16 protein-coding genes are annotated in these 17,187 nt (G+C 58.1%); 12 read left to right on the top strand and 4 right to left on the bottom strand.

The annotated features are described in order from the left end of the window. The first annotated feature begins 59 nt into the window (after positions 1–59). The 6 genes from fapA to fapF all read left to right on the top strand — a co-directional run bounded on the left by fapA (position 60) and on the right by fapF (position 5,194). Positions 60–497, top strand: a complete 438-nt coding sequence (gene fapA, locus AC1RPZ_RS00170) for a functional amyloid chaperone FapA (protein WP_493133623.1) — start codon at positions 60–62, stop codon at positions 495–497. A gap of 1 nt (position 498) precedes the next feature. Then, positions 499–1,071: a fibril amyloid subunit FapB gene (fapB, locus tag AC1RPZ_RS00165; RefSeq protein ID WP_493133621.1), complete on the top strand. Its 573-nt coding sequence runs from the start codon at positions 499–501 to the stop codon at positions 1,069–1,071. Positions 1,072–1,124: 53 nt separating this feature from the next. Next, positions 1,125–2,348 carry an amyloid-like fimbrin subunit FapC gene (fapC, locus tag AC1RPZ_RS00160; RefSeq protein ID WP_493133619.1) on the top strand — a complete coding sequence of 408 codons (1,224 nt, stop codon included), beginning with the start codon at positions 1,125–1,127 and terminating at the stop codon, positions 2,346–2,348. A 70-nt stretch (positions 2,349–2,418) separates the two neighbouring features. Beyond that, positions 2,419–3,099 carry a fibril amyloid maturation endopeptidase FapD gene (fapD, locus tag AC1RPZ_RS00155; protein ID WP_493133617.1) on the top strand — a complete coding sequence of 227 codons (681 nt, stop codon included), beginning with the start codon at positions 2,419–2,421 and terminating at the stop codon, positions 3,097–3,099. 33 nt (positions 3,100–3,132) lie between these two features. Next, positions 3,133–3,873 carry a fibril amyloid subunit FapE gene (gene fapE, locus AC1RPZ_RS00150; protein ID WP_493133615.1) on the top strand — a complete coding sequence of 247 codons (741 nt, stop codon included), beginning with the start codon at positions 3,133–3,135 and terminating at the stop codon, positions 3,871–3,873. A gap of 46 nt (positions 3,874–3,919) precedes the next feature. Next, the gene (gene fapF / locus AC1RPZ_RS00145; protein WP_493133613.1) at positions 3,920–5,194 is read left to right on the top strand and encodes a fibril amyloid transporter FapF; all 1,275 of its coding nucleotides are present in this window, start codon (positions 3,920–3,922) and stop codon (positions 5,192–5,194) included. Between the two features lie 63 nt (positions 5,195–5,257). On the opposite strand, the gene AC1RPZ_RS00140 is transcribed toward fapF, so the two are convergent. Next, positions 5,258–6,583: a sigma-54 dependent transcriptional regulator gene (locus AC1RPZ_RS00140; RefSeq protein ID WP_493133611.1), complete on the bottom strand. Its 1,326-nt coding sequence runs from the start codon at positions 6,581–6,583 to the stop codon at positions 5,258–5,260. A gap of 346 nt (positions 6,584–6,929) precedes the next feature. Between AC1RPZ_RS00140 and AC1RPZ_RS00135 the strand changes: the two genes are divergently transcribed. Continuing rightward, positions 6,930–7,196 (top strand): hypothetical protein, encoded by a 267-nt coding sequence (locus AC1RPZ_RS00135; protein ID WP_493133609.1) that lies wholly within the window; start codon positions 6,930–6,932, stop codon positions 7,194–7,196. Positions 7,197–7,338: 142 nt separating this feature from the next. Next, positions 7,339–8,841 (top strand): sodium/proton antiporter NhaB, encoded by a 1,503-nt coding sequence (gene nhaB / locus AC1RPZ_RS00130; protein ID WP_493133607.1) that lies wholly within the window; start codon positions 7,339–7,341, stop codon positions 8,839–8,841. A gap of 22 nt (positions 8,842–8,863) precedes the next feature. Here the strand turns inward: nhaB and zwf are convergent, their stop codons facing one another. The 3 genes from zwf to AC1RPZ_RS00115 form a co-directional block, all read right to left on the bottom strand. Then, positions 8,864–10,378, bottom strand: coding sequence for a glucose-6-phosphate dehydrogenase (gene zwf / locus AC1RPZ_RS00125; protein ID WP_493133606.1), 1,515 nt, complete (start codon positions 10,376–10,378; stop codon positions 8,864–8,866). Continuing rightward, positions 10,375–11,379 carry a phosphogluconate dehydrogenase (NAD(+)-dependent, decarboxylating) gene (gene gnd, locus AC1RPZ_RS00120; RefSeq protein WP_493134755.1) on the bottom strand — a complete coding sequence of 335 codons (1,005 nt, stop codon included), beginning with the start codon at positions 11,377–11,379 and terminating at the stop codon, positions 10,375–10,377. Before gnd ends, zwf begins: the two co-directional genes overlap by 4 nt. Before the next feature lie 277 nt (positions 11,380–11,656). Continuing rightward, entirely contained in the window at positions 11,657–12,148 is a 492-nt protein-coding gene (locus AC1RPZ_RS00115) for a GNAT family N-acetyltransferase (RefSeq protein WP_493133604.1), read from the bottom strand. Positions 12,149–12,566: 418 nt separating this feature from the next. Between AC1RPZ_RS00115 and AC1RPZ_RS00110 the strand changes: the two genes are divergently transcribed. The 4 genes from AC1RPZ_RS00110 to AC1RPZ_RS00095 all read left to right on the top strand — a co-directional run bounded on the left by AC1RPZ_RS00110 (position 12,567) and on the right by AC1RPZ_RS00095 (position 17,187). After that, positions 12,567–13,691 carry a C45 family autoproteolytic acyltransferase/hydrolase gene (locus AC1RPZ_RS00110; RefSeq protein WP_493133600.1) on the top strand — a complete coding sequence of 375 codons (1,125 nt, stop codon included), beginning with the start codon at positions 12,567–12,569 and terminating at the stop codon, positions 13,689–13,691. Positions 13,692–13,809: 118 nt separating this feature from the next. Further along, positions 13,810–15,372 (top strand): ABC transporter substrate-binding protein, encoded by a 1,563-nt coding sequence (locus AC1RPZ_RS00105; protein ID WP_493133598.1) that lies wholly within the window; start codon positions 13,810–13,812, stop codon positions 15,370–15,372. Between the two features lie 10 nt (positions 15,373–15,382). Next, positions 15,383–16,324: an ABC transporter permease gene (locus AC1RPZ_RS00100; RefSeq protein WP_493133596.1), complete on the top strand. Its 942-nt coding sequence runs from the start codon at positions 15,383–15,385 to the stop codon at positions 16,322–16,324. Then, complete coding sequence (locus AC1RPZ_RS00095; protein ID WP_493133594.1) at positions 16,321–17,187, top strand: ABC transporter permease; 867 nt, start codon at positions 16,321–16,323, stop codon at positions 17,185–17,187. Before AC1RPZ_RS00100 ends, AC1RPZ_RS00095 begins: the two co-directional genes overlap by 4 nt.

Below are 17,187 nucleotides of genomic sequence, written 5' to 3'. Positions count from 1 at the left end.
TGCTCGCTCCTTCACAACGCTGACCAAGGCCAGCGCACAAAAGAAGAGGGAGTGCCGACGTGGAGACAATCGATAAAGGCTTTATCCGCCTCCTGCTGTTCGGATGTGCGTTCAGCTCTGTCATCAGTCTGCCTGCCCACGCCGCCGATGGGATCATCGTCATCCAGCGGGAAGTCCAAACGCGTAACGCGACTCGCCCCCCCATGGTTCCCGACCCTAACCCCCTGACCGTCAATGCCAACCCGTCCAGGCAAGTCATCAGTGCAACCAACGAATTATCGGACAGTGACATTTCCGGTATCAGCAGCGGTGCAAGCATCGCCGGCACGATCACTCAAGCCACCGGCACGCTGAGCGGCAACATCAACGCTCAGTCACAGCTGCCCGGCTTGTCCGCAGGACATTCCGCAGGCTCCGGCAACGGTATTGCCAACAGGATCGACGGCACCATCCAGCAAGGCCTGGGCGCTCTGAAAATGCTATCGGGAGACCGTTGAAATGAATCGCACTCTGCTGATTCTGGCCATGTTGTGCAGTGCGCCGACCTTTGCCCAACCTCCTGCCATCGATACTGCCACCATCGACAACTCCGGCAGCCAGTACCAAGGCAACTTCTCGGTCAACCAGGCGGCTGGCGATCAGCAACAACAGGCCAACGCCCGTGCCCTCGCCATTGACACCGACGCCAGCGCCACCACGCAGATTCGCCAACGGTTGCGTACTCACGTCGATCCCAGGATCGATGCCCAGTCGGCCATTAAAGGCAACGCCTTCAGTAACGGCAATGGCGTACTGGGGGTCAACCAGAGCTCGGGCGCCAGCAACCAGCAAGCCAACGCCCTGCGGATAAGCATCAGTGCTACGCCGCAAAGTATCGACGACAGCGTCCTCATGCAACAGAACGTGGCGCTGCTCAACAACTCCGATTCAACGGATCTTACTCCTGGCCATCGCCAGGTCGCTACCAGCGACCAGGCCTTCACCGGTAGCCGTGGGGTGATCCAGTTGAATCAGAGCGCCGGGGTGGGAAACCGAACGGCCAACACCCTGAGCGTACGGGTCGCGGATTGACCCAAAAGGTAAAAAACAACACTTAACCTAAAAATAAAGTACGGAGAATCAGCATGAAACCCACAATGGCAATCAAGCCTCTGGTTTTCGCAATCGCTGCGGTAATGGCTATTGCTGCACAAGCTGGTCAGGGTGGTGACGAGCATCATCATCGTCATCACGTAAATCCAAAAGACACCACCAATGCTGGCGCCACTGCCAACGCTACAGATAAACAAACCAGCACTAACAACTACATCAGCAATGAAGGGACTAAAAACACTGCCAACATGACCAACTCGGCCACGGGTGCCTCCGGTAACGTGGGCGTCAACGTTGCAGCAGGCGACGGCAACCAACAAGACAACGCTGCGGCCATTGCCAGCGGCGATGGCTCGTTTGTCTTCGGGTCTGTGGTGGCAACCGCCAAGGTCACGCAAACCCAACGCAACAACGAGGTCGACAACCAATCCACCAACAACAGCGCCAATATGAGCGGTTCGGCCAACGGCGGCAGCGGCAACCTGGGCATCAACATGGCTGCTGGCGACCTTAACCAACAGAAAAACACCATGGCGATCGCTGTGTCTGGCGGTAAGCACGCTACCGCAACCGCGAGTGCTGATCAAACTGGCCCAGGCCTGACGGTGTATAACAACGCCGATCGGACGTACCGCCTGGATACGCTGTCGCGTACCACTACAGTCGACCGTGATGAGTCTTTCAGTAAATCCTCCTCATCGCACTCTGCTTCGGACTTTACCAAGCATCTTGATACGGCCTTTAGTTCGGACTTTGATGCGAAATCCTCTTGGAAATCTGCCAGCGCCTCTGCTTCTCACGCAGCTGTGAAAGCTAATCTGGATGTGGACGTGGACGTGGACCTTAGCTCTAGCAGGAATCAGGGTCGCCATCACAGCAGCAGCAGTGCGAACTTCGACGCGGATATCGATGCATCGCTCAGCGCATCGATCGACAAATCAAACAAAACATCGCACAGCGCATCGAAAAGTGTATCGATCGACAAATCGGGCAGCACATCGTTCGACGCATCTGGCAGCGAATCGAAAGACAAATCTCGTAGCTTCAGCGAGTCCAGTTCTTTCGACTTGAGCAACACCGTGTCCTGGCAAGTGCTGACCCCAACTGGCTGGGCAAACCCTGTGACCAACACTGCTAACCTGAACGGTTCGGTGAATGGTGGCAGTGGCAACCTGGGCGTCAACGTGGCTGCCGGTGCTGGCAACCAGCAAAGCAACTCGCTGTCCATTGCATCCGGTTGCAGAACCTGCCTGTAAACAAAGCTCCAGAGTCTGGAGAGCCCCCTTCGGGGGGCTTTTTTTCACTCTTGCACGAGGGCTTCCGATCATGCGCATTTTCGCCCTGGCGCTCCTGGTCTTTCTGGCTGGCCTGAGCGAAGCGGGACAAATCCCGCTTTCCGTCTTGCCGGGTGGAGCGGTCGTTTTCAAACCGGTCCAGAGCATGCGTGAGCGCAAATTTGCCGACCTGGTCCAACAGAAAACCGACTTCAGTTGCGGTGCAGCTTCCCTGGCGACCATATTGCGCCAGGCCTATTGGCTGGACGTAACCGAGGCACAAGTCATCGAAGGCATGCTGGCTCACTCCGACCAGAATCTGGTTCGCGTCCAGGGCTTCTCCATGCTCGACATGAAGCGTTACGTGGAAAGTATCGGCATGCGGGCCCGTGGTTACCGGGTAACGCCGGAAGGTCTGACCAGTGTCGCCATTCCGGTCATCGTGCTCATGGACATCCGCGGCTACAAGCACTTCGTGGTCATGCAAAAAGCGGAGAAAGACTGGGTGTATATCGGTGATCCGGTACTCGGTCACAAACGCTTCAAGTTCGACGACTTTGTCAAAAGCTGGAACGGCATCATCTTCGCCGTCATAGGCCAGGGCTACGAAAAGACCAACGTCTTGCGCGAACCACCTTTGCCACTGACCGCCAAGAACCGCATCAACACCTTCAGCCCGGTGCGGGACGCAGAGTTGATGGATTTCGGATTCATCCAGAGCGACTTTTTCTAATGACAAGGGAGCACGAAGCTCCGGGAGTATCCAATGAAGACTCCATACTGGCTGGCCGTCGTTTGCCTGGCCGCCAGCCTGCCAACACAAGCACTCACGTTCAAACCGATTGAACTCAAGGATCAGGAGTTGGCGACCCTTCGCGGCCGGTTTGTCATGCCGGGCCGGATCATCAGTTTCGGGGTTGTCATGACCAGTACCTGGCAAAATGCCAGCGGTGAAGTGATCGGGGCAACCTCCTCGATGCAGATTCAAGAATCGACCATCAAGCCACAGTTCTATGTGTCGATGATCGACAAGAAAGGTGATGGTTCGCCGGTCTCCCAGGGTTCTGGCAATGTCAGCGGCGGCGGCGGTCTCAGCACCACCCAGGGTGTAACCCAGGTCGTGCGCGCCGCAGGCGACTACAATAGCGCCTACAACAATGTCGACATCAACGTCAAAGAAGCCAACCAGGCACCACAAATGGATACCCAGGGCCAGCCATTGGCCGCCGGCACGACCCTGTCCGCTTCCAACGGTGCCGGGACTTTCAGTATGTCGTCGAGTAGCGCTGGCGTGCAGTTGAGCATCCAGGCCAACAACAATCAGGGCAGTACCGTGCAACGCCTTGCCCAGGGCAGCCTGATGCAGAACGCGACCTTGCTCGGCGGAAGAAACCAGGTGAACAACCTGACGTCCCTCAATGTTGTCCTGCGCAACAACCTGCCGACCGTCGGGGCGCTGGACTGCAGTCTGGACCAACTAAAAGGCCTACGCACTCTCGGATACTGATCTACGCTCAGTCTGGTCAAATGTAGTCAGAAGGGACGGCTAACCCATGCACAGATCGTTCGCGTTCAGAGCTGTCGTTTGTTTGAGTACCCTGGTCCCGGCCACATTGCTGCAAGCAGCACCGGACCCCCAGGTAGAAGCCCTAAAACAAGAACTCATGGAGCTGAAACAGCGTTACGAAGCACAACAGAACGCGCTGATGGTACTTGAGCAGCGCGTTAAACAAGTCGAAGAAACACCTGCAACGCCTGCTCCCAAGCGCCTGACTCGCTCCCCTGCCGAACAGACCACAGGCGCCAAGGCCGTGGCCACGGGTGCCCCTGGGACCAGTTCGTATGGGCAGTCGCTCAAGGAGGACTCGGGACCGGCGCAAAGCGTGTCCAACCTGTATGACGAAGCCAGCGGCTTCTTCGGTGGTGGCAAGTTCAGTCTCGAAACGGGCATGACCTATACGCACTATGATACCCGTGCATTGGTGCTCAATGGCTTTCTGGCGCTTGACTCGATTTTTCTCGGCAACATCAACATTGACCGCATCAAGGCCGACAACTGGACCCTGGACCTGACAGGCCGCTATAACGTGGCGCAACGCTGGCAATTCGACATCAACGTCCCGATCGTCTATCGAGAATCGACGTACTCCTCTGGTGGTGCAGGAGGCGCAGCCCCGGTCTCATCCGACGCCACCGTTAAGCGCGATCCGACCATAGGCGATGTCAACTTTGGTGTTGCCTACAAGTTCCTGGATGAATCGGAAAGCCTGCCCGACGCGGTCGTCACTCTGCGAGTCAAGGCGCCGACCGGTAAAGATCCGTACGGAATCAAGCTGGTCAAAGACCCGGGCAACGACAATTTGTCGGTACCTCAGTCACTCCCTACCGGCAACGGTGTCTGGTCGATTACCCCGGGTATCTCGCTGGTCAAGACCTTCGACCCTGCCGTGCTCTTCGGCAGCCTGTCCTATACCTACAACAAGCAGGATTCCTTCAGCGATATCAGCCCCACTGTAAATTCCACGGTCCCGGGAGACGTGAAACTGGGCGATTCCTGGCAGATCGGCGCCGGCATTGCGTTTGCCTTGAACGAGAAAATGAGTATGTCGTTTTCGTTTTCCGACCAATTCGCCCGCAAAAGCAAAGTCAAACCAAGCGGCCAGGACTGGCAAACAATCCCGGACAGCGACTACAACGCTGCCAACTTCAACATCGGCCTGACCCTGGCGGCAACCGACAAACTGACGATAGTCCCCAACCTCGCCATCGGCTTGACCCAGGACGCACCGGCCTTCTCCTTCAGCCTGAAATTCCCGTACTACTTCTAAACACCACACAAGAAAAAGGCCCGCTGCGACGCACATCGCAGCGGGCCTTTGCATTTCACCGCCCTAGCGGATCTGATGCTTGTGCAGCAATCGGTAGAAAGTCGGCCGTGAAACCCCCAGCACCCGAGCCGCCACGCTGAAGTTGTCACTGTGCCGGTTCAGTACGTCGCATAATGCCTGGCGTTCGGCGCGGGTCTTGTAGTCTTCGAGGGTACCCATCGGCGTGGTGATCACCTGTTGGCTGATCAGCCCCAGATCCCGCGCCTCGATCTGTCGGCCTTCAGCCAGCACCAACCCTCGACGCACGCGGTTCGCCAGCTCACGAACATTGCCCGGCCAATCGTGTTTGCCCATGGCAATCAGCGCGTCTTCGCTGAAACTGCGCGGCCGACGTCCGGTTTCCTGGCTGTAGAAGTGGGAAAAATGGTTGGCCAGCATCGGCAGATCGCCGTGACGCTCGCGTAGCGGTGCAGTAACCACCTGCAGGACGTTCAGTCGGTAGTACAAATCCTCGCGAAAACGTTTGGCTTCAATCGCGGACTCCAGATCCACGTGGGTGGCCGCCAGTACCCGGACATCCACCGAAATGAGCTGACTACCGCCGACCCGTTCGATGTGTTTTTCCTGAAGGAAACGTAACAGGTTGGCTTGCAGTTCGAGCGGCAAATCGCCTATCTCATCCAGAAACAAGGTACCGCTATGGGCGGCTTCAATGCGTCCGACTTTACGTTGATGGGCGCCGGTAAACGCGCCCTTTTCGTGACCAAACAGCTCGGACTGAATCAGATGTTCGGGGATCGCACCACAGTTGATCGCGACAAACGGTTTGCTGCGGCGTTGCGACTGACGGTGCAGGATTCTGGCGACCAGCTCTTTACCGGTGCCGCTTTCCCCTCGTATCAACACCGGCGACTCGGTAGGCGCCAATTTGCTCAGCAATTTGCGCAATTCACGAATCGGCCGGCTGTCGCCCAGCAGTTCATGCTCGGGCTGGTTGACGTGAATCGTGCCCTGACCGCGCAAACGCGCCATACCGAATGCCCGTCCAAGGGTTACTTGCACCCTGGAGACGTCGAACGGCAAGGTATGAAAATCGAAAAACCATTCGCAGACAAAATCGCCGGCATTCTGCAACCGCAGGACCTCCTGATTGAGAACAGCGATCCATTCAGTACCGCTGCGGCTGATCAGCTCCTTGACGGCTTCAGGACGCTCAAGATGTAAAGGTTGAAGACGCAGCAGGCCGACATCACAGGAACGATCGGCGGCGTTCTCCAGGGTACAGCTGTCGACATCCCAGCCGATCGTACGCAGGCCGGGTAATAAGCGATGGCAGTCGTCACACGGATCAACCACTAGCAAACGTCGCAATGCGGGCGTTTCGATCATGACTGTTCCTTGGCGCCAAAAAAATAAGAAAAGTTATTGGAAACAGTCGTTTGGCAGTCCTGAATGTAACGTTAGCAAGATATTGACGCTGCCTTGTATCGTTTAACTATAAGGTTAACGTCGTTTTCGTTATAAAACACACCTACGTCAGTTACCTGACGGGTTTGAACCTTTCATCCAGCTTTCAACGCAGCCCTTGCAGTTGAACTTATAAAAGAAAGTTGAAATTTCTTTTGATTGTGTGTGACCCGCCCCCCTGTTGCGCGCATCAGTACTAGTAACCAGCCGAACGGTAAGCCCAACTGACGGCACATCACTTGATTGGGCACAGACGAGAGAAAACCCCATGAACGCCCCGCTCCGTATCAACGAAGCTCTTTTGATTGCCGACCGCGCATTTAAACCCTTCCAATGCGTGGCCTGGGCCCCACAGGACGGCACTGGCGAACTCAGCCTGACCGTCATCGACCGCACCAGCACCCGTATCGGCCGCAAGCAGATCCCCAGCAGCGCCTACACCGACCCGGCTCAACTTGAATCCTTGCTGGAACAGGTTCGCGCCGAATTGAGCGAGGAAGGTTATCAGCTGCAATCCTGGACAATGCCGCAGTAAATGAAGTGTGCGGATCATGGCGAAGTGATCCGCACTTTTTATCGAAACACTTCAGGTATCCCTGCCTCTTTCTGCCTTCAAGAACTTGATCTTCCCTGACTATTACGGCAAGTTGCGTGCTTCTTGATAGAAGGAACAGCCGATGTCCGGCTTAATGACCCAGGCGTTTGCGCACAACTTCCTTGGGCATTCACCGCGCTGGTACAAAGCGAGCATTCTCGCCTTCCTGATCCTCAACCCGCTGGTACTCTGGACAACAGGTCCGGTGGCAGCGGGCTGGATGCTGGTGGCCGAGTTCATGTTCACCCTGGCCATGGCACTCAAGTGCTACCCGCTGATGCCAGGTGGCCTGTTGATGGTCGAAGCGTTGCTGCTGCGCATGACGACACCTGAAGCCCTGTATGACGAGCTGCAACACAACTTTCCGGTGATCCTGCTGCTGATGTTCATGGTAGCGGGCATTTACTTCATGAAAGACCTGCTGCTGTTTCTCTTCTCTCGACTGTTGCTTGGGGTTCGTTCCAAGGCGTTGTTGGGGCTGATGTTCTGTTTTCTGTCAGCGTTTCTTTCGGCATTTCTCGATGCACTGACGGTGACCGCCGTGATCATCAGTGCGGCCGTCGGGTTCTACTCGGTCTATCACCGCGTGGCTTCGGGCAATGACCCACGGCAGGACAGCGAATTCAGCGACGACCACAACCTGCCCGCCCTGCATCACGAAGACCTTGAGCAGTTTCGCTCATTCCTGCGCAGCCTGCTGATGCACGGCGCGGTGGGCACGGCGCTCGGCGGTGTCTGCACCTTGGTGGGCGAGCCACAGAACCTGCTGATCGGCCATGAGATGGGCTGGCACTTTGCAGCGTTCTTCCAAAAAGTCGCACCGGTCTCGCTGCCGGTGCTGGTGGCGGGCCTGGTGACCTGTGTGTTGCTGGAGAAACTGCGCTGGTTCGGTTACGGCACTTTGCTGCCGGACAACGTCCGCGCGGTGCTGGCCAACTATGCGGTACAGGACAATGCCGAACACACGGCCCGCCAACGCGCTGCCCTGTGGGTACAAGGCGTAGCCGCACTGATTCTGATTGTCGGGCTGGCGTTTCACATTGCCGAGGTCGGGCTGATCGGCTTGATGGTGATCGTCTTGATCACCGCGTTCACCGGCATCACTGAAGAGCACCGGATCGGCAATGCCTTCAAGGATGCGATGCCATTTACGGCCTTGCTGGTGGTGTTCTTCGCCGTTGTGGCAGTGATTCACGATCAGCAACTGTTCACGCCGCTGATCCAGTGGGTGCTGGCCCTGCCGGCAGATCAGCAACCGGGCATGCTGTTTATCGCTAACGGTTTGTTGTCAGCGATCAGCGATAACGTGTTCGTGGCGACGATCTACATCACGGAAGTCAAGCAGGCCTTCATCTCTGGCCATATGAGCCGCGAGCATTTCGAAACCCTGGCGATTGCCATCAACACCGGCACCAACCTGCCTAGCGTGGCAACACCCAATGGTCAGGCGGCGTTTCTGTTTTTGCTGACCTCGGCGATTGCCCCGCTGATTCGGTTGTCTTACGGGCGCATGGTCTGGATGGCTTTGCCGTACACCATCGTGATGGGAGTGTTGGGCTGGTATGCGGTCAGCTACTGGTTGTAACACTGACCCTGTGGGAGCGGGCTCATCCAAGGCTGTGCCAGACGCGACCGTCACGAGCCAGTAACTCATCAGCGGCATCCGGGCCATTTTCGCCAGCAGCGTAGGGTTGCACGCTGGCGTCCTCCTTCCAGGCATCGAGAAACGGCTGAACCGCGCGCCAGCCATTTTCGATGTTGTCAGCGCGCTGAAACAGCGTCTGATCGCCGGTCAGACAGTCATAGATCAAGGTTTCATATCCGGTGGAAGGCTGCATTTCGAAGAAGTCCTTGTAGGCAAAACCCAGCTCGATGTTGGCCATGTTCAGCGCCGGCCCGGGACGCTTGGCCAGCAGGTCGAACCACATGCCTTCATTAGGCTGAATCTGGATCCTCAGGTAAGTCGGTTGCAGCTCATCGACTTCGGTGTCGCGAAACTGCGCGTAGGGCGCAGGTTTGAAACAGATGGCGATTTCCGTGTCGCGGACGCTCATCCGTTTGCCGGTACGCAAGTAGAACGGCACGCCGACCCAACGCCAGTTGTCGATCATCACCTTGAGTGCGACATAGGTTTCCGTCGAGCTGTCTGATGCGACGTTAGGTTCCTCGCGATAACCGGCCAACGGTTTGCCAGCGATTTCACCGGCGACATACTGACCGCGTACCGAGTTGGCTCGCGCCTCTTCGGTGGACCAGGGACGAATCGCCCCCACCACTTTGGCTTTTTCACCTCGCACCGCATCGGCACCGAATGCCGCCGGCGGTTCCATCGCGACCATCGCCAGCAACTGGAACAGGTGATTGGGCACCATATCCCGCAGAGCGCCCGTGTGTTCATAGAAACTGCCACGGGTTTCGACACCAACGGTTTCGGCGGCGGTGATTTGTACGTGATCGATGTAATGGTTGCTCCAGAACGCTTCGAACAGGCTGTTGGAGAACCGGCTGACCAGTATGTTCTGCACCGTCTCCTTGCCCAGGTAATGGTCGATCCGGTAGATCTGCTTTTCCGTCATGACCTTGAGCAAACACGCGTTCAAAGCCTCGGCGGTATGCAGGTCGGAGCCGAAGGGTTTTTCGATCACGACCCGACGGAAGGCGTCGTCGCTCTCCACCAGCAGCCCGGACGAACCCAGACGGCGCACCACTTCACTGAAAAAGCGCGGCGCGGTGGCCAGATAGAACACCGCGTTGCCGGTACCACTCTCGGCGATTTTTGCGCCCAGCGCCTGATAGGTGCTGTCGTCGAGAAAATCACCCTGAACATAGCTGATGCCCTTGGCCAGTTTGGCCCAGAGCACCGGATCCAGAGGGTCATGGCCGACCTTGTTGGCCACTTCGGCGCGAATGAAGTCTTCAAGCTTTTTGGCGAAATCCACGTCGCTGATCGCATTGTGATCGACACCGATGATCCGCAGTCCATCACCGAGCAAACCGTCACGACTGAGGTTGTACAGCGCCGGCATCAGCAAGCGCTTCACCAGGTCGCCGTGGGCACCGAACAGGAACAACGTGGTCGGCGGTGCGGGGTGTGCCTTGGATTTCTTGCGGATCGCGGTCATTTTTTCGGCGTCTCGACATGGCCACCAAAGCCGAAGCGCATGGCCGAAAGGATTTTGTCGCCATAGGCGCCTTGCTGACGCGAGCGGTAACGGGAAAACAGTGAACTGGACAGCACCGGTACCGGCACCGCTTGCTCCATCGCCGCTTCGATGGTCCAGCGACCTTCGCCGCTGTCGGCGACGGAACCGGAGTAACCGTCAAGCTTCGGATCGCTGGCCAGGGCATCGGCCGTCAGGTCCAGCAGCCAGGACGAGACCACGCTGCCACGACGCCAGACTTCGGCAATGTCGGCCACATTCAGATCAAAACGCTGGTCTTCCGGTAGGTTCTCCGAGGCTTTGGTCTTGAGGATGTCGAAGCCTTCGGCAAATGCCTGCATCATCCCGTACTCGATGCCGTTGTGAATCATCTTCACGAAGTGCCCGGAACCTGCGGGGCCGGCGTGAATGTAGCCACGTTCGGCACGATCATCTTCGGCGACCCGGTCCTTGGTCCGCGGGATATCGCCCAGGCCTGGCGCCAGCGCGTCGAACAATGGATCGAGGCGATCAACCACGTCAGCGTCACCACCGATCATCATGCAGTAGCCGCGCTCCAGCCCCCAAACGCCGCCGGAGGTGCCAACGTCGATGTACTTCAGGCCTTTTTCCGACAAGGTTTTCGCGCGGCGGATGTCGTCCTTATAGAAGGTGTTGCCGCCATCGATGATCACATCGCCGGCGTCCAGTAACTGGCTCAAGGTGTCGATGGTTTCTTCGGTCGGCGCGCCCGCTGGCAGCATGACCCAGACCGCTCGGGGTTTATCCAGTGCCGCGACCAGCGCTGGCAAGTCCGCAACGCCAGTGGCGCCCTCTTGACTCAGGGTGTCAACGAACGCGGTGTTGCGGTCATAGACCACAGTGGTGTGCCCATTGAGCATCAAGCGCCGCGCAATGTTGCCGCCCATGCGGCCCAGTCCGATAATCCCCAGTTGCATGTGCTGATGCTCCTTACTACAAATAAAAGTGTGCCAAAGGTTATAGCGCAATGAGCCTGATTAAGGTTAGTCCAGAGCGCTGCAACATGGTTTCCGGACGATTTGCCCGAGCTATAGGGATAACGTCCCAAACGTTGGCGAAGACACAAGGACAACAAAAAATAGAAAAGTTCCCTTGATCGCCGATAAAAACCAAAATCGGCGCTGATAGTGATTCGAAAATGAAAAAGGGCATCCCCTGGAGATGCCCTTTTTCGTGATCGCGTCAATGGCAGGTGCGACTGGCTGTCTCAGCGTCTATTTAAAGCGCCTTGATCCAGAACAGCATACGGCCGTGAGCTGAATCGAACATCCCCGCAGAAAATCCGAACTTGCTGTAGGAGCCCTGCGCGACGGCGTTGCCCTCCAGCACTTCCAGAGTGATTTTGCAGCAGCCGCGCTGACGGGCAATGTCCTCGACCTTTCGCAGCATTTTCTGGCTCAGACCCAACCCGCGGAATTTTCCGACCACTGCTACGTCGTGGACGTTGACCAGTGGACGGCAGGCGAAGGTCGAGAAACCTTCGAAGCAATTCACCAGCCCCGCCGGCTCCCCGTGAACAAACGCCAGGACACTGAATGCATGGGGTCGCTTGGCCAGTTCGCCAGGCAATTGCTGCAACACATCCGCCGATAACGGCGTGCCACCGCCCATCGGGTCTTCAGCGTAGTGGTTCAGAACAAAACTGATCGCTTCGGCGTGTATCGGGTTGGTGTAGCTGGCCTGGAGTACCAGGATATCTGCGGATTCCATTTCCATCCTCGATCGAACAATGAGTGTGCATCCCTGCGCGCATCGCGCTGTCAGCGCTGGGCTAACCGACATTAGCGTGCCGGGAGCACTGCGGACAACTGCCAAATCACCACGGAGAGACGTTTTATCGGCAATTCAGTACGGGACACCTCCCTTTGTCGTTCTCAGGCACAAAAAGCAGGAGTTTTCCGATTTTTTCGAAAGCTAAATACACAAGATAAACACAACAGGCAGAACGACAGGTCATAAACATCGCTACACCGCAGATAAACAGGGCCTTTGCGGGCTTGGCTCGATGAATGACCTGCTGTAGGACGCCTACAGCAAGGTTTTATTAGTCAACCAAAAGCATTGACAGAGGATCTGGTTCCGGTAAACCTTGTATCCAACGCAAACAAAAAACATGAGATTGCCAACCATGAGCCACTCCCCTTTCCCTCTCGTCGAGATCAGCGGTACCCCTTTCGAACGCGGCGTTCAATACGGTCAAGCCGTCAGTCAGCGGATTCACAAAAGCATCGAGATCTACTCTGTCCAACTGCTGAAGATGGGTTACACCTGGGCCGACATCCGTGGCTTCGCCAATGAGTTCGTACCCAGCATCGAAGCATTCGAGCCGGAGTACGCTCAGGAAATGCGCGGCATTGCCGAGGGTGCCGGCTGCGAATTAGAAGCCATCGTGCTGATCAACGCCCGCACCGAGATCATTCAGTTGGGCCGGCGCAAGGCGCGCCTGCCCGATCCGGACGGTTGCACCGGGGCGGTGATTCTGCCAACGGCTTCGGCCGCAAACGAAGTGATTCACGGACAAAACTGGGACTGGCGCGCGGAATGTGCCGAGAGCGCCATCGTGCTGAAAGTCCTGCGCGAAGACGGCCCCGATGTACTGACCTTCACCGAGGCTGGTGGCCTGGCCCGCAACGGGATGAACTCGATCGGCACCGCCATCACCGCCAACTACCTGGAATCCGAACGCGACTACACCCAGGTCGGCGTGCCATTGCCATTCATTCGACGCAAGGCGCTGGAGGCCGCGCACTTTGCGCTGTCGATCAAGGTGGTCGCCACCACCGCCAAATCCACCTCCAACAACATGATGCTCAGCCACGCCGGTGGGTACGCGATCAATTTTGAATGCGCCCCGGACGAAGTCTTCCCGATTCAAGCCGAACAGGGATTGCTGGTGCATGCCAACCACTGGCAGAGCCCGGTGGCACTGGGCAAGTTGCGTGAAGCCGGATTGAACAGCGTGCCGGAAAGTCTCTACCGCGATGTGCGCGTGCGGCAGATCCTCAGCGAAACGCCTGGGCAATTGACCGCCGAGCACCTGAAAAAAGCCTTCTTCGATGACTTCGGCACCCCTTGGGCTGTCTGCCGCCCGCCGCTTTCCAACATGGCCGGCAACCTGTCGGCCACGGTCGCCATGGTGGTGATGCGCCCGGCAAAAGGTTTGATGGAAGTAGCACCTCTACCGGCCGTGAACCGCGAATTCACCGCCTACTCGCTGGCAATGGAGGGCGACATCAACCGGTACCTCAAGTAACTCACGCGACACCCACGCCCTCCGGGCGGCACGACAAGAACAATGACAATAAACAACTAACGGTTTGCGACTTCTGCCGGTTCCAACCGTCGCAAACCGCCAAAGGAGCATCACTCCCGTGCATACATTCACTCGTATCGCCCTGACGCTAGGGTTCAGCAGTCTCGCCCTTGGCAGTCTCAGCGCCGAGGCCGCCAGCACCTTGCGTGTAGCGCTCAACGCGGACATTCGCAGCACCGATCCCGGCGTCAATCGCGACGAAAACACCGACGCGGTGGTGCTGCACATCGTCGAAGGCCTGGTGGCCTACCGCGAGGACGCCTCGGTCGGCCCGCTGCTGGCGATCAAGGTCGAGGTCTCGGCCGATGGCCTGGAATACCGCTTCACCCTGCGTGACGGGGTGAAATTTCATAACGGCGCCCCCCTCACTTCTACCGACGTACTGTGGACCTGGAAACGTTATCTCGACCCGCAAACCCAGTGGCGCTGCCTGGCAGACTTCGATGGCCGAGGCGTGGCGAAAGTCGCCGATATCAGCGCGCCCGATCCATTGACCGTGATCTTCACCCTGGACAAACCCAATGGCTTGTTCCTTGCGCAAATGGCCCGTTCCGATTGCGGCGGTACCGGCATCCTGCACCCGTCTTCTGTTGATGCCAGCGGCAAATGGCAAGCGCCGATCGGCACCGGGCCGTTCAAGCTCGCCGAATGGAAGCCGGGGCAATACGTCGATCTACAGCGTTTTAGCGACTACAGCGCCCGTCCGGAGACGAGCCCCGACGGCTACACCGGCAACAAACAGTCCTTCATCGACGACCTGCGTTTCATGGTCATTCCCGATGCCGCCTCAGCCAAAGCCGCACTGCAATCCAAAGGCGTCGATGTGCTGCCCGATGTCACGGTGATGGACGCCCGCGAACTCGGGGCTTTGCCAGGCATCAAGACCTCCAGCAGTGCCAACATGTCGCTCAATGCCCTGCTGTTCCAGACCCGCGACCCATTGCTCAAGGACGTGCGCATTCGCCGCGCCATTGCGCTGTCGCTGGACAGCGAACAAATGGTCCAGGCACTCACCGAAGGCACCTCTCACGCCAACAACTCGGTGGTGCCGGATACCAGCCCTTACCACAAGGACGTACAGAAGCAAGGCTACAAAGCCAACATCGAAGAAGCCAAACGCCTGCTCAAGGAAGCCGGTTACAACGGCCAGCCGCTGAAAATCATCACCAATAAACGTTACCAGAGCGTGTTCGACATGGCGGTGCTGAGCCAGGCCATGGCCCAGGCGGCCGGGTTGAACATCGATATCGAAACCCTCGAATGGGGCACGCAACTGGAGCGCTACCAGAGCGGTGCGTACCAGATCATGGCGTTTTCCTATTCGGCACGCTTCGACGCGGCGCTGAACTTCGAGTCGGTGATGGGTGACAAGAATCAGCAACCGCGCAAGGTCTGGGACAACCCCGAGGCGCAGGGCTGGATGCTTGAATCCATGCGTGAAATCGCTCCGCTCAAACGTCAGACGCTGTTCGACCAGTTGCACCAACAGATGCTCGCCGATGTACCCATGGTGGTGATGTACAACGGCAGCACCGTCGGCGCCTTTCAGGATCGGGTCGAAGGTTACCGCTCCTGGCCCATCGCCAAACCGCGCCTGTGGGGCGTGAAACTGGCTGAGTAGGAGATCGATCATGTTGCGATTTATCGCTCAACGCCTGGCACTGTCCGTACCGACCCTGTTGCTGATTTCGGTGGTGGTGTTCGCACTGATCCGCTTCATCCCCGGCGACCCGGCGCTGTTGATGCTCGGCGATATGGCCGATCCGCAGAGCCTGGCCACTACCCGCGCAGCACTGGGACTGGATCACTCGATTGGCGTGCAGTTCGTCTATTGGTTGCAGTCGGTGCTCAGTGGCGACCTTGGCGTGTCGATCACCAGCAAACAACCGGTGCTGGAGCTGATCCTCGACCGCTTCTCGGTCAGCGCCAGCATCGTGTTGGTGGCCGTCCTGCTGGCGGCGCTGATTGCCGTTCCAGCAGGCTTGCTCGCTGCCTGGAAACAGGACAGCGCGCTGGACCTGGGGCTGGTCACCGGCGCGACCCTGCTGCTGTCGATTCCCAGCTTCTGGCTCGGCTTGCTGTTGCTCTACGCGTTCGGGATCAAGCTCAACTGGCTGCCCGTGGTGGGTTATGTGCCGTTCGCGCAGAACCCCGGTGAAGCCATGACCTATCTGGTGCTGCCGATTGTCACCCTGACGCTGGTGGAGTTGGGGGCCATTACCCGGATGGCCCGTGCCAGTACCATCGAAGTGCTACGGCTGGAATACATCGCCCACGCCAGAGCCAAAGGCTTATCGGAACGTGCGGTGCTGTGGCGTCACGCGTTGCCAAATGCCTTCGCGCCAACCTGGACCCTGATCGGCTTGATCCTCGGCAATTTGCTGGGCGGTATCGCGGTGCTGGAAACGGTGTTCACCCTGCCGGGCATCGGCCGTTTGATGGTCGACGCCATCTACGCTCGCGACTACCCCGCGCTGCAAGGCTGCCTGCTGTTGATCACCTTCATCTACGTGGCGGTCAACCTGCTGGTGGACCTGCTCTATCCACTCTTCGACCCAAGGGTGAAGCTATGACCGCGCGCCTGTCTTCCGTGTCCGTAAGCGCTACACCTGCGCGTCGCCCGCTGCGTTGGCCACCGGCGAACGCCTTGATTGGCGGCACGTTGCTGGTGTTGTTAATCGGCATGGCCCTGCTCGGTGTGTTCTGGACACCTTGCGATCCGCTGAAAATCGACTTGCTGTCCCGCCTCAAAGCGCCCTCGGCGCTGCATTGGCTGGGCACCGACGAGTTTGGTCGCGACGTGCTCAGCCGGCTGATCATCGGTGCGCGCACCAGTTTGTGGATCAGCCTGCTGACCGTATGCATGGCGCTGTTTTTCGGCAGTGTGATCGGCATGCTCGCCGGCTACCTGCGGGGTTGGACCGATCGCATTCTGATGATGATCAACGATGCACTGCTGGCCTTCCCCGGCATTCTGATGGCGTTGGGATTGATGGCGATCATCGGTGCCAGCCAGTACGGCATCATCCTGGCCTTGAGCATCGCCTACACGCCGTCGGTGGTTCGAGTGGTGCGTGGCAGTGTGCTGTCGCTGCGTGAACGCGAGTTCATCGAAGCCTCACGAGTGATCGGCAATTCGGAGTTCTACACGCTGTACCGACACGTCGCCCCCAATTGTGTCGCGCCGCTGTGCGTGCTTGCCACCAGCATGTTCGGCTGGACACTGCTGTCGGAAAGCGCCTTGAGTTTCCTTGGTCTGGGTGTTCCGCCACCCGCGGCGACCTGGGGCAACATGCTCGCCGCCAGCCGCCCGTACATTGCCAACGCTACCTGGCTCGGCCTGTTCCCGGGGTTGTTCATCGCCCTGGCGCTGGTCGCCATCAACCTGTTCGGCGACGCCCTGCGCGACCGCCTCGACCCACGGATGAGCCGTTGA

This window comes from Pseudomonas sp. GW822-FHT02D10, assembly GCF_058802345.1.
Note: the sequence above shows the minus strand (reverse complement) of the source record. Positions and strands in the feature narration are given on the sequence as shown.

Excerpts from the sequence above, each read along its gene's own strand:
- fapB (WP_493133621.1), top strand. The coding sequence starts at position 499 with ATGAATCGCACTCTGCTGATTCTGGCCATGTTGTGCAGTGCGCCGACC.
- fapC (WP_493133619.1), top strand. The coding sequence starts at position 1,125 with ATGAAACCCACAATGGCAATCAAGCCTCTGGTTTTCGCAATCGCTGCG.
- fapD (WP_493133617.1), top strand. The coding sequence starts at position 2,419 with ATGCGCATTTTCGCCCTGGCGCTCCTGGTCTTTCTGGCTGGCCTGAGC.
- fapE (WP_493133615.1), top strand. The coding sequence starts at position 3,133 with ATGAAGACTCCATACTGGCTGGCCGTCGTTTGCCTGGCCGCCAGCCTG.
- fapF (WP_493133613.1), top strand. The coding sequence starts at position 3,920 with ATGCACAGATCGTTCGCGTTCAGAGCTGTCGTTTGTTTGAGTACCCTG.
- AC1RPZ_RS00140 (WP_493133611.1), bottom strand. The coding sequence starts at position 6,583 with ATGATCGAAACGCCCGCATTGCGACGTTTGCTAGTGGTTGATCCGTGT.
- AC1RPZ_RS00135 (WP_493133609.1), top strand. The coding sequence starts at position 6,930 with ATGAACGCCCCGCTCCGTATCAACGAAGCTCTTTTGATTGCCGACCGC.
- nhaB (WP_493133607.1), top strand. The coding sequence starts at position 7,339 with ATGTCCGGCTTAATGACCCAGGCGTTTGCGCACAACTTCCTTGGGCAT.
- zwf (WP_493133606.1), bottom strand. The coding sequence starts at position 10,378 with ATGACCGCGATCCGCAAGAAATCCAAGGCACACCCCGCACCGCCGACC.
- AC1RPZ_RS00115 (WP_493133604.1), bottom strand. The coding sequence starts at position 12,148 with ATGGAATCCGCAGATATCCTGGTACTCCAGGCCAGCTACACCAACCCG.
- AC1RPZ_RS00110 (WP_493133600.1), top strand. The coding sequence starts at position 12,567 with ATGAGCCACTCCCCTTTCCCTCTCGTCGAGATCAGCGGTACCCCTTTC.
- AC1RPZ_RS00100 (WP_493133596.1), top strand. The coding sequence starts at position 15,383 with ATGTTGCGATTTATCGCTCAACGCCTGGCACTGTCCGTACCGACCCTG.
- AC1RPZ_RS00095 (WP_493133594.1), top strand. The coding sequence starts at position 16,321 with ATGACCGCGCGCCTGTCTTCCGTGTCCGTAAGCGCTACACCTGCGCGT.